Annotated in this window: 8 protein-coding genes; all 8 read right to left on the bottom strand. The window is 69.5% G+C overall.

What is annotated here, in order from left to right; all coding sequences use genetic code 11:
• Nucleotides 1-20: 20 nt before the first annotated feature.
• The 8 genes from rpsG to rplJ all read right to left on the bottom strand — a co-directional run bounded on the left by rpsG (nt 21) and on the right by rplJ (nt 11,433).
• Nucleotides 21-491 carry a 30S ribosomal protein S7 gene (gene rpsG / locus ACGFIG_RS02445; RefSeq protein WP_013735957.1) on the bottom strand — a complete coding sequence of 157 codons (471 nt, stop codon included), beginning with the start codon at nt 489-491 and terminating at the stop codon, nt 21-23.
• Nucleotide 492: 1 nt separating this feature from the next.
• Complete coding sequence (gene rpsL / locus ACGFIG_RS02440; RefSeq protein ID WP_014440718.1) at nt 493-867, bottom strand: 30S ribosomal protein S12; 375 nt, start codon at nt 865-867, stop codon at nt 493-495.
• A 493-nt stretch (nt 868-1,360) separates the two neighbouring features.
• A complete protein-coding gene (locus ACGFIG_RS02435; protein WP_392998415.1) occupies nt 1,361-1,708 on the bottom strand; it encodes a hypothetical protein in 348 nt (115 codons plus the stop codon).
• Between the two features lie 293 nt (nt 1,709-2,001).
• Nucleotides 2,002-2,373: a hypothetical protein gene (locus ACGFIG_RS02430; RefSeq protein ID WP_392998413.1), complete on the bottom strand. Its 372-nt coding sequence runs from the start codon at nt 2,371-2,373 to the stop codon at nt 2,002-2,004.
• A 108-nt stretch (nt 2,374-2,481) separates the two neighbouring features.
• A complete protein-coding gene (locus ACGFIG_RS02425; protein ID WP_392998411.1) occupies nt 2,482-6,369 on the bottom strand; it encodes a DNA-directed RNA polymerase subunit beta' in 3,888 nt (1,295 codons plus the stop codon).
• An 80-nt stretch (nt 6,370-6,449) separates the two neighbouring features.
• Nucleotides 6,450-9,881, bottom strand: a complete 3,432-nt coding sequence (locus tag ACGFIG_RS02420; RefSeq protein WP_392998409.1) for a DNA-directed RNA polymerase subunit beta — start codon at nt 9,879-9,881, stop codon at nt 6,450-6,452.
• Between the two features lie 562 nt (nt 9,882-10,443).
• Entirely contained in the window at nt 10,444-10,833 is a 390-nt protein-coding gene (gene rplL / locus ACGFIG_RS02415; RefSeq protein ID WP_392998407.1) for a 50S ribosomal protein L7/L12, read from the bottom strand.
• Nucleotides 10,834-10,887: 54 nt separating this feature from the next.
• On the bottom strand, nt 10,888-11,433 hold the full coding sequence (rplJ, locus tag ACGFIG_RS02410; protein ID WP_392998405.1) for a 50S ribosomal protein L10: 546 nt from the start codon (nt 11,431-11,433) through the stop codon (nt 10,888-10,890).
• Nucleotides 11,434-12,133 lie beyond the last annotated feature (700 nt).

Here is a 12,133-nt window from a genome sequence, read left to right as displayed (position 1 = left end):
AGGGCGCCGGAACCAGGGTGTTACCAGCGGTAGTGCGCGAAGGCCTTGTTGGACTCGGCCATCTTGTGCGTGTCCTCGCGCCGCTTGACGGCGGCACCGAGGCCGTTGCTCGCGTCCAGCAGCTCGTTCATCAGCCGCTCGACCATGGTCTTCTCGCGACGGGCGCGGGAGTAGGTGACCAGCCAGCGCAGGCCCAGGGTGGTCGCCCGGGCGGGGCGGACCTCGACCGGGACCTGGTAGGTGGCGCCACCGACGCGGCGGCTGCGCACCTCGAGGGTCGGCTTGACGTTGTCCATCGCCCGCTTGAGAGTGACGACCGGGTCGGTGCCGGACTTCTCGCGGCAGCCCTCGAGGGCGGCGTAGACGATGCGCTCGGCGAGCTGACGCTTACCGCGCAGGAGGATCTTGTTCACCAGCTGGGTGACCAGCGGCGAGTTGTACACCGGGTCAGCGACCAGCGGCTTCCGCGGAGCGGGTCCCTTACGCGGCATGTCAGCTCTTCTCCTTCTTCGCGCCGTAACGGCTGCGCGCCTGCTTGCGGTTGCGGACACCCTGGGTGTCCAGCGAGCCGCGGACGATCTTGTAACGCACGCCGGGGAGGTCCTTCACACGGCCGCCGCGGACGAGCACGATCGAGTGCTCCTGCAGGTTGTGGCCGACGCCCGGGATGTAGGCGGTCACCTCGATCTGGCTGCTGAGCTTGACACGAGCGACCTTGCGCAGCGCCGAGTTCGGCTTCTTCGGGGTGGTGGTGTACACGCGGGTGCACACGCCGCGCCGCTGAGGGGAACCCTTCAGCGCCGGGGTCTTGGTCTTACTCGTCTTCGCCTGGCGGCCCTTTCGGACCAGCTGCTGGATCGTGGGCACCGGGTTTCTCCGCTCCCTTCGACCGCCTGGTGGCGGCCGCACCGTCTGCCGTAGCCGACCTGATGGCCGACTCTCCTACATTCCCGCCAGGGCCACCTCGCGGCGGTCCCGGCACCCGCGGTCGGGCGTGTCGCCCAGCTCACGGTCCCGGCGCCGACGCTCGCGCGTGTCGACCGGGGTCTTGCACCGGCACACGGCAGGCCGCGCGCCGGATCTTTGGCTTTGTCGTGCTCCCACGGGATCTCCGGATTGCCGGATCCAGCGCACGCACGAGTCGCCCGGGCTTGCCCGGGCACAAGGGGAAAGAGTACCTACCACAACCGCACAGGTCAAAACGGAGCGGCTGGCGGGACGTCCACCGCCCGCCGATCGAACCCGTCGCGCCTACCCGCCCGTGGTGGGCACCTACGGACCCGAGTGTACCGGCTTCCCCGCGGACCAGCCCGTCGACCCCGTCACGACCGCGGCCACCTCCCCCGGTGCGCCGCAGCGGTCACCCCAGGCCCAGCAGCAACGCCAGCCCCAAGCCGAACAGGCTGAGCAACAGCCCCGCCGCGCCGCAGCAGACGCCGGCCAGCGCCAGGCCCCGGCCGGAGAACCGGACCGCCGGCGGGGCCGCCGGGCGCCGGATCTGTCGCAGCCCCAGCAGGCCGGCGACGACGGCGCCCGCGCCGGCCAGCACGCCCAGCACCGTGAACGCTCCCGCCGCCCACGCGCCGCCCGCCCCGCCGACCGCGCCGATGCAGATCACCAGCATCGAGACCAGGGTCGAGACGATCCCGGCCACCAGCGAACCCACGGCGAGGCCGGAGGTGACCGGCGGCACGTCGAGATGCACCACGCCGAACGGCGTACCAGCGACCGGGTCGACCCGCTTCGGCGGCCGGGCGGCCTCGCGCGGAGGCGGAGGCGGGGCAGCCGGCCCCGGGCCCCAACCCGGCGCCGGGCCCGCGCCCACCGGCGGGCCACCCCAGGGGGGCGCCACGGGATCACCGCCGGGGTGGCGCGCCGGTTCCGTCACGGGTCCTCCTGTCGACGTCGCGGCGTCCACCGCCGCGCGACGGACACCGGGCCAGGCTACCGCCGACGGTCCGGCGGGCGGCGCCCGGCGCGAACCGTTCCCCCGGCGGTCGGTCAGTCCACGTTGGGTGCGAAGTCCTGCCCGTAGGGCGTGTCGGCGAGCCGGACCACGCCGAGGACCACCGCGGCGACCAGGCTGACGGCCACCAGCACCAGGCCCGTCCAGGCCAGCCGCTCCCCCCGGCGCAGCCAGGCCGCACCGGTCAGGAAACCCCCCGAGGCGTACGCCTCCCGACGCGCCTGGCGGGCGAGCTGGAGCGCCACCGTGGCCGGCACCACGCCGCCGATGAACAGGCCGGTCAGCGCGCCCATCAACCCCAGCGCGAAGACCGCCCGCGCCTTGGTGGCCCGCGTCGGATCGGGGTCGAGCGGATGGCGGGGCGGCCCCGGCTGGGCGACGGGCGCCTGCCCGGGTGCGGTCGTCATGCCCCCATCATGCCCCGGCCCGCTGCGCCACGGCGCCCGCACGGGCCACCCGGTCCCGGGACACGGCGAGGCCCCCGGCACGTGCCGGGGGCCTCGTCGATCGTGCTGTTAGCGGTACGACCCGAAGTCGAAGTCGTCCAGCGGAACCGCCTGGCCGCTGGCCGGCCCGAAGCCGTAGTCGGTCTCGGGGTAGCCGGTCATGGAGTAGACCTTGGCCTTCGCCTCCTCGGTCGGCTCGACCCGGACGTTGCGGTACTTGCTGATGCCCGTACCGGCCGGGATGAGCTTACCGATGATCACGTTCTCCTTGAGGCCGACGAGCGAGTCGCTGCGCGAGTTGATCGCCGCGTCGGTCAGCACCCGGGTGGTCTCCTGGAAGGAGGCCGCCGAGAGCCAGGAGTCGGTGGCCAGCGAGGCCTTGGTGATACCCATCAGCACCGGCCGGCCGGCGGCGGGCTCGCCGCCCTCGGAGACGAGTCGGCGGTTCTCCGACTCGAACAGCGCCCGGTCGACCAGCACGCCCGGCAGGAACTCGGTCGAGCCGGAGTCGATGACCGTCACCCGCTTGAGCATCTGGCGGATGATGATCTCGATGTGCTTGTCGTGGATGAGCACACCCTGCGAGCGGTAGACCTCCTGGACCTCCTGGGTCAGGTGGACCTGGACCGCGCGCGGGCCGAGGATGCGCAGCAGCTCGTGCGGGTCGATGGTGCCCTCGGTGAGCTTCTCGCCGACCTCGACGTGACCGCCGTCGTGGGTCCGCAGCCGGACCCGCTTGGAGATCTTGTCGTAGACGATCTCGTCGCTGCCGTCGTCCGGCACCACGATGATCTTCCGCGAGCGCTCGCCGTCCTCGATCCGGACCCGGCCAGGGGTGTCGGCGATGGGCGCCTTGCCCTTCGGGACCCGGGCCTCGAAGATCTCCGTGACACGCGGCAGACCCTGGGTGATGTCCTCACCCGCGACACCACCGGTGTGGAAGGTACGCATCGTGAGCTGGGTGCCCGGCTCACCGATCGACTGGGCGGCGATGATGCCGACCGCCTCGCCGACGTCCACGGTCTTGCCGGTCGGCAGCGAGCGGCCGTAGCACGCCCCGCAGACGCCCAGCTTCGACTCGCAGGTGAGCACGCTGCGCACCCGCACCGTCTCCGTACCGGCGGCGACGATCTTGTCGACCAGGACGGAGTTGATGTCCTGGCCCCGCTCGGCGACGACGACGCCGTCCGGCCCCTTGATGTCGTCGGCCAGCGTCCGGGCGTGCACGCTGGTCTCGGCGTGCTCGTGCACGACGAGCTTGCCGTCGAGCCGCTCCCCGATCTGCATCGGGATGGCGCGGTCGGTGCCGCAGTCCTCCTCGCGGATGATGACGTCCTGCGAGACGTCCACCAGACGACGGGTCAGGTAACCCGAGTCGGCGGTACGCAGGGCGGTGTCCGCGAGGCCCTTACGGGCACCGTGCGTGGAGATGAAGTACTCCAGCACAGACAGACCCTCCCGGTAGCTGGCCTTGATCGGCCGCGGGATGATCTCGCCCTTCGGGTTGGCCACCAGACCACGGATCGCCGCGATCTGCCGGAGCTGGAGGAGGTTACCGCGGGCGCCCGAGTTGATCATCTTCCACAGCGGGTTCTCCTGCGGCAGAGCGGTGTCCATCTCCTTGGCGACCTCGTTGGTCGCCTTGGTCCAGATCTGGATGAGCTCGCCGCGGCGCTCCTCCGGCGTCATCAGACCGCGCTGGTACTGCTTGTCGATCTGGTCGGCTTCCTTCTCGTACCGCTCCAGGATCTCCCGCTTGCGCGGCGGGGCGATGACGTCCTCCATGCCGATCGTCACGCCGGACCAGGTGGCCCAGTGGAAGCCGGCCTCCTTGAGCCCGTCCAGGGTGGCGGCCAGCGCCACCTTGGGGAAGCGCTCGGCGAGGTCGTTGACGATCGCGGAGAGCTGACCCTTGCGGATCTCGTAGTTCACGAAGCGGTAGCCCTGCGGCAGCGTCTCGTTGAACAGCACCCGACCGAGGGTCGTCTCCACGGTCAGCGGCTCGCCCTCGACCCAGCCCTCCGGGGCGCTCCAGGCCTCGGCGCCGGCGCCGTTGTCGACCCCGACCACGCCCCGCAGACGGATCTTCACCGGGGCCTGCAGGTGCAGCTCGCCGTTGTCGTACGCCATCCGCGCCTCGGCGTCCGAGCTGAACACCCGGCCCTCGCCCTTCTCACCCGCGGTGAGGTGGGTGAGGTGGTAGAGACCGATGACCATGTCCTGGGTGGGCATGGTGACCGGCTTGCCGTCGGCCGGCTTGAGGATGTTGTTCGACGACAGCATCAGGATCCGCGCCTCGGCCTGGGCCTCGGCGGACAGCGGCACGTGCACCGCCATCTGGTCACCGTCGAAGTCGGCGTTGAACGCGGTGCAGACCAGCGGGTGGATCTGGATGGCCTTGCCCTCGACGAGCTGCGGCTCGAAGGCCTGGATGCCCAGGCGGTGCAGGGTCGGCGCCCGGTTCAGCAGGACCGGGTGCTCGCCGATGACCTCTTCCAGCACGTCCCACACGACCGGGCGCTGCCGCTCGACCATCCGCTTGGCGGACTTGATGTTCTGCGCGTGGTTGAGGTCGACCAGCCGCTTCATCACGAAGGGCTTGAACAGCTCCAGCGCCATCTGCTTGGGCAGGCCGCACTGGTGCAGCTTGAGCTTCGGGCCGACGACGATGACCGAACGGCCGGAGTAGTCGACGCGCTTGCCCAGCAGGTTCTGCCGGAACCGGCCCTGCTTGCCCTTGAGCATGTCGGACAGCGACTTCAGCGGGCGGTTACCCGGCCCGGTGACCGGACGACCGCGGCGGCCGTTGTCGAACAGCGCGTCGACGGCCTCCTGGAGCATCCGCTTCTCGTTGTTGACGATGATCTCGGGCGCGCCGAGGTCGATCAGCCGCTTGAGGCGGTTGTTCCGGTTGATCACGCGGCGGTACAGGTCGTTCAGGTCGGAGGTCGCGAAGCGGCCACCGTCCAGCTGCACCATCGGGCGCAGGTCCGGCGGGATGACCGGCACGCAGTCGAGCACCATGCCGAGCGGCGAGTTGCGGGTGTTCAGGAACGCCGCGACGACCTTGAGCCGCTTGAGCGCCCGGATCTTCCGCTGACCCTTGCCGGAGCGGATGGTCTCGCGCAGGTTCTCGGCCTCGGCGTCGAGGTCCATGTTCTGGACCAACGCCTTGATGGCCTCCGCGCCCATGCCGCCGGTGAAGTACTCGCCGAAGCGGTCCCGCAGTTCGCGGTAGAGCAACTCGTCGGTGACGAGCTGCTTCGGCTCCAGCTTGCGGAAGGTGTCCAGCACCTCGTCCAGGCGGTCGATCTCGCGCTGGGCCCGGTCGCGGATCTGGCGCATCTCGCGCTCTCCGCCCTCCTTGACCTTGCGCCGGACGTCCGCCTTGGCACCCTCGGCCTCCAGCTCGGCCAGGTCGGCCTCGAGCTTGGTGGCCCGCTTCTCGATCTCCGAGTCGCGGCTGTTCTCCGCCTGCCGCTTCTCGGCCAGGATCTCGTTCTCGATCGTCGAGAGGTCACGGTGACGCGACTCCGCGTCCACGCTGGTCACGACGTACGAGGCGAAGTAGATGATCTTTTCGAGGTCCTTGGGGGCGAGGTCCAGCAGGTAGCCCAGCCGGCTCGGCACGCCCTTGAAGTACCAGATGTGGGTCACCGGTGCGGCGAGCTCGATGTGGCCCATCCGCTCGCGGCGGACCTTCGACCGGGTCACCTCGACGCCGCAGCGCTCGCAGATGATGCCCTTGAACCGGACCCGCTTGTACTTACCGCAGTAGCACTCCCAGTCGCGCTGCGGACCGAAGATCTTCTCGCAGAAGAGCCCGTCCTTTTCCGGCTTCAGGGTGCGGTAGTTGATCGTTTCAGGCTTCTTGACCTCACCGTGGGACCACTGACGGATGTCGTCGGCGGTGGCGAGGCCAATGCGCAGCTCGTCGAAGAAGTTGACGTCGAGCACTATGTCCCCTATGTCGTCGTCTGTACTGCTAGCTAACCAGCGGGGTCCGGGGCAGGGTGACCCTGCCCCGAACCACCACCTCAGACCTCTTCGACCGAGCTCGGCTCGCGCCGGGACAGGTCGATGCCCAGCTCCTCCGCGGCGCGGAACACCTCGTCGTCGGTCTCGCGCATCTCCAGGGCCACGCCGTCGCTGGAGAGCACCTCGACGTTGAGGCACAGCGACTGCAGCTCCTTGAGCAGCACCTTGAACGACTCCGGGATGCCGGGCTCCGGGATGTTCTCGCCCTTGACGATGGCCTCGTAGACCTTGACCCGGCCGAGGACGTCGTCGGACTTGATCGTCAGCAGCTCCTGCAGGGCGTAGGCGGCGCCGTACGCCTGCATCGCCCAGCACTCCATCTCACCGAAGCGCTGACCACCGAACTGCGCCTTACCACCCAGCGGCTGCTGCGTGATCATCGAGTACGGACCGGTCGACCGGGCGTGGATCTTGTCGTCGACCAGGTGGTTGAGCTTGAGGATGTAGATGTAGCCGACCGCGATCGGGTCCGGCAGCGGCTCGCCGGAGCGGCCGTCGAACAGCTGCGCCTTGCCGGAGGAGCCGATGAGCTGCTTGCCGTCCCGGTTGGGCAGGGTCGACGCCAGCAGGCCGGAGATCTCCTCCTCGCGGGCACCGTCGAAGACCGGCGTGGCCACGTTGGTGTCCGGCTCCGACTCGTGCGCTTCGATGGAGCGCAGCTGGCGCTTCCACTCGGCGTCGTCGCCGTCGACGCTCCACCCCGTCTTCGCCACCCAGCCGAGGTGCGTCTCCAGCACCTGGCCGATGTTCATCCGGGACGGCACACCCAGCGGGTTGAGCACGATGTCGACGGGCGTGCCGTCCTCCAGGAACGGCATGTCCTCGATCGGCAGGATCTTGGAGATGACGCCCTTGTTGCCGTGCCGGCCGGCGAGCTTGTCGCCGTCCTGGATCTTCCGCTTCTGGGCGACGTAGACCCGGACCAGCTCGTTGACGCCCGGCGGCAGCTCGTCGCCGTCCTCGCGGGAGAAGGTACGCACGCCGATGACCGTGCCGGTCTCGCCGTGCGGCACCTTCAGCGAGGTGTCGCGGACCTCGCGCGCCTTCTCACCGAAGATCGCGCGGAGCAGCCGCTCCTCCGGGGTCAGCTCGGTCTCGCCCTTGGGCGTGACCTTGCCGACCAGGATGTCACCGGGGACGACCTCGGCGCCGATCCGGATGATGCCGCGCTCGTCGAGGTCGGCGAGCATCTCCTCGCTGACGTTCGGGATGTCGCGGGTGATCTCCTCCGGGCCGAGCTTGGTGTCCCGGGCGTCGACCTCGTGCTCCTCGATGTGGATCGAGGTGAGCACGTCCTGCTGCACGAGGCGCTGCGACAGGATGATCGCGTCCTCGTAGTTGTGGCCCTCCCAGCACATGAACGCCACGAGCAGGTTGCGCCCGAGCGCCATCTCGCCCTCGTCGGTGCACGGACCGTCGGCGATGACCTGACCGGCCTCGACGCGGTCGCCCTCGAAGACGACCGGCTTCTGGTTGACGCAGGAGCCGGCGTTGGAGCGGCGGAACTTGTGCAGCAGGTACGTGCGGCGGTGGCCGTCGTCCTGGTGGATGGTGATGTAGTCGGCGCAGAGGTCCTCGATGACGCCGCCGACCTCGGCGACGACCACGTCACCGGCGTCGACGGCGGCGCGGTACTCCATGCCGGTACCGACGAGCGGGGACTCGGCCTTGACCAGCGGCACCGCCTGGCGCTGCATGTTCGCGCCCATCAGTGCCCGGTTGGCGTCGTCGTGCTCGAGGAACGGGATCATGGCGGTCGCGACCGACGTCATCTGCCGCGGCGACACGTCCATGTAGTCGACGGCGCTCGGCACCACGTCCTCGGTCTCGCCGCCCTTACGACGGCACAGGACCCGGTCCTCGGCGAACGTGCCGTCGGCCTTCAACGGCGCGTTGGCCTGCGCCTTGACGAACCGGTCCTCCTCGTCCGCGGTCAGGTAGTCGATCTGGTCGGTGACCCGACCGTCGACGACCTTCCGGTACGGCGTCTCGATGAAGCCGAACGGGTTGACCCGGGCGAAGGTGGACAGCGCGCCGATCAGACCGATGTTCGGGCCTTCCGGCGTCTCGATCGGGCACATCCGGCCGTAGTGGGACGGGTGCACGTCGCGGACCTCGAAGCCGGCCCGCTCCCGGGACAGACCACCCGGGCCGAGCGCGCTCAGCCTGCGCCGGTGGGTCAGGCCCGCCAGCGGGTTGGTCTGGTCCATGAACTGGGACAGCTGCGAGGTGCCGAAGAACTCCTTGATCGCCGCCACCACCGGGCGGATGTTGATCAGGGTCTGCGGCGTGATCGCCTCGACGTCCTGGGTGGTCATCCGCTCACGGACGACGCGCTCCATCCGGGACAGACCGACCCGGACCTGGTTCTGGATCAGCTCACCCACGGTACGCAGGCGCCGGTTGCCGAAGTGGTCGATGTCGTCGGCCTCGTAGCCGTCCTCACCGGCGTGCAGCCGGCAGAGGTACTCCACGGTGGCGACGATGTCGTCCTCGGTCAGGGTGCCGGTCGTGATCGGCACCTCCAGCTCGAGCTTCTTGTTGAACTTGTAACGACCGACCTTGGCGACGTCGTACCGCTTCGGGTTGAAGAAGAGGTTGTCGAGCAGGGTCTGGGCGTTCTCGCGGGTCGGCGGCTCGCCAGGGCGGAGCTTCCGGTAGATGTCGAGCAACGCCTCGTCGGCGCCGGCGATGTGGTCCTTCTCGAGCGTGGTCATCATCAGCTCGGACCAGCCGAACCGCTCGCGGATGCGCTCGGCGGACCAACCGACGGCCTTGAGCAGGACGGTGACGGCCTGCCGGCGCTTGCGGTCGATGCGGACGCCGACCGTGTCGCGCTTGTCGATGTCGAACTCCAGCCAGGCGCCCCGGCTGGGAATGACCTTGACGCTGGTGAGGTCGCGGTCGGAGGTCTTGTCCGGCTGCTTGTCGAAGTAGACGCCCGGGGACCGGACGAGCTGGCTGACGACGACGCGCTCGGTGCCGTTGATGATGAAGGTGCCCTTCGGCGTCATCATCGGGAAGTCACCCATGAACACCGTCTGGCTCTTGATCTCGCCGGTGGTGTTGTTGGTGAACTCCGCGGTCACGAACAGCGGGGCGCAGTAGGTCAGGTCCTTCTCCTTGCACTCCTCGATCGAGGCCTTGACCTCGTCGAAGCGCGGAGCCGAGAAGGAGAGCGACATGGTGCCGGAGAAGTCCTCAATGGGACTGATCTCGTCGAGGATCTCCGCGAGACCCGAGCGTGCGTGCGGGTCGTCCGCCGACCGGCCCTGCCAAGCCTCGTTGCCGACGAGCCAGTCGAAGGACTCGTTCTGGATGGCGAGGAGGTTGGGGACCTCGAGGTGTTCGGTGATCCTGCCGAATGAAACTCGGCGGGGAGCGAATGCGCTCGACGTACGACTGGTCTTCGCAGGGCGGGAAGCTGCCAAGATGCGTCCTTCCGAGGACCGGTGCTGCAGAACGGCTGGTACGCGTGCACTCCAATGACCCCACCAGAAATATCCGTAACCGGACATTTCCGAGCAGGGGTCAAGTCGGAAGGCAGCGCAAACTAGCAGTGTAGCCGAGAGGCTAACCGCTGTCCAGCCCACCCCGCAGGTCGTCGCGGAACGTGCCTCGGGACCTCCTCGAACGGGGTCTCACCGGGCCGCTCGGAACGCGACGTTCCTGCCGGGCCGCTCAGGTGCTCGCAGCCGACGATGTCGCCGCTGCCATTACCCAAGTGGTGGCCGTTGCAAGCGCGGAAGGTCTTGCTGTGTCAGCGTGCCTGTCAGGCCGGGGCCGCGTCAAGGCCCGGCATCCGGGTCGCCGCGTCTTTCCCACCGACGGGCTACCGCCGCCGACCGTTCCGGAGCGTCAAAGCCCTGCTCACCGCGCCTGCCGCCGAATCCACCAAGACGGCGGGCGGTGATCCGGTGTCGGATCACCGCCCGCCGTGACGCGATGTGCCCGGGCTCACCCGAGCCGGACGCGCCGTGGTGGTGCGTCAGGTCACTTGAGGGTGACCTTGGCGCCCTCGCCCTCGAGCTTGGCCTTGGCCTTGTCGGCGGTCTCCTTGTTGGCCTTCTCCAGGACGGCCTTCGGAGCGGCCTCGACCAGGTCCTTGGCCTCCTTGAGGCCCAGGCCAGTCAGCTCGCGCACGACCTTGATGACCTGGATCTTCTTGCCGCCGTCAGCCTCGAGGATGACGTCGAACTCGTCCTTCTCCGGCTCGGCCTCGGCCGCAGCGGTGCCGCCACCCGGGCCGGCGACCATCATCGCGGCCGGAGCCGCGGCGGTGACCTCGAAGGTCTCCTCGAACTGCTTCACGAACTCGGAGAGCTCGATCAGCGTCATCTCCTTGAACGCGTCGAGCAGCTCGTCGGTGCTGAGCTTCGCCATGTCTGGCGTCCTTTCCTGAATCTGTTAGGTAAGAACTGGGTGCGCCGCGGGGCCTCAGGCCGCCTCGGCGCCCTCCTTCTCGCGCTTGTCCTGCAGGGCGGCCGCCAGGCGGGCGGTCTTCGACAGCGGGGCCTGGAACAGGGCCGCGGCCTTGCTCAGGTTGCCCTTCATCGCGCCGGCCAGCTTGGCCAGCAGCACCTCGCGGGACTCCAGGTCGGCGAGCTTCGTGACCTCGGCCGCGGTGATGGCCCTGCCCTCGAAGACGCCGCCCTTGATGACGAGCTTCGGGTTGGCCTTCGCGAAGTCGCGAAGCCCCTTCGCCGCCTCGACGACGTCGCCCGAAACGAAAGTCAGCGCGGTAGGACCGGTGAACATCTCGTCGAGGCCGGAGATACCAGCGTCCGTCGCGGCACGCTTCGCCAGCGTGTTCTTCGCGACCGTGTAGCTGGTCTCCTTGCCGAGCGAGCGCCGCAGCTGGGTGAGCTGGGAAACCGTCAGACCGCGGTACTCGGTCAGCACCGTGGCACCCGCGTTGCGGAAGCTCTCGGTCAGCTCAGCGACGGCCGTGGCCTTGTCGGCCCGGATCGGCTTGTCCGCCATGTCCCTCCTCTCTCGTTACTCGAGGCCGGTCACCGTCGTCGGCCGGAGCTTTCGACGGGAGCGCAGGCGCCACGACAACGAGAAAAGCCCCGGCGCAGGGCGCACGGGGCGAGGGCCGGCACACGGGCACGGTCGCGGACCATGCTCAGCACCGATTTTCGCTTACCGCCCTGCGCGGGTCGCCCGTAGTCGCGGGACCTTCGACCGTGCCGGGGCACGGTGACCAGCGGTCTCTGGGTGGAACTTCGCGGCCCAGGTTACGCGAGCGCCCCCGCGACCACCAAATCGCCCCCGGTGCGCCACGTCACACCGGCGAGGATCGCGTGTCTCGGTCACTCCCCGCCGCAGCCAGCGCCCGCTTGGCAGGCAGGAGGCCGACCGAGCGGCAGCGGAAGCAGCGCGGCTGCGTAGAGGGCGCCAGCGGCAGCGAGGCAGCACGGGCAACACGAAGGCCACCGGCCGCAGCGGAGGCAGCACGGGCAACACGAAGGCCACCGGCCGCAGCGGAGGTAGCACGGGCAGCGCAGGAGGCTGCCAGCCGCAGCCGGGGAGCACCAGGGCACCACGGGACAGCCGACAGCCGCAGCGGGGCAGTCACCGCCTGGCCGCCACGCCCGCCCAGGCCGACGCCGCACTCTCGCGGCGCTCCCGCCCGTGGCCGTCGTGTGCCCGGAGGACGGACAGGCGCCGGCGGACGCGG

Source organism: Micromonospora sp. NPDC049048, assembly GCF_043197615.1.
Lineage (GTDB): Bacteria > Actinomycetota > Actinomycetes > Mycobacteriales > Micromonosporaceae > Micromonospora.
This window is presented reverse-complemented; position numbering and strand designations above follow the sequence as displayed.

What these genes read in the sequence shown, in the direction of transcription:
- rpsG (WP_013735957.1), bottom strand. Translation starts at nt 491, where the DNA reads ATGCCGCGTAAGGGACCCGCTCCGCGGAAGCCGCTGGTCGCTGACCCG.
- rplJ (WP_392998405.1), bottom strand. Translation starts at nt 11,433, where the DNA reads ATGGCGGACAAGCCGATCCGGGCCGACAAGGCCACGGCCGTCGCTGAG.
- rplL (WP_392998407.1), bottom strand. Translation starts at nt 10,833, where the DNA reads ATGGCGAAGCTCAGCACCGACGAGCTGCTCGACGCGTTCAAGGAGATG.
- ACGFIG_RS02430 (WP_392998413.1), bottom strand. Translation starts at nt 2,373, where the DNA reads ATGACGACCGCACCCGGGCAGGCGCCCGTCGCCCAGCCGGGGCCGCCC.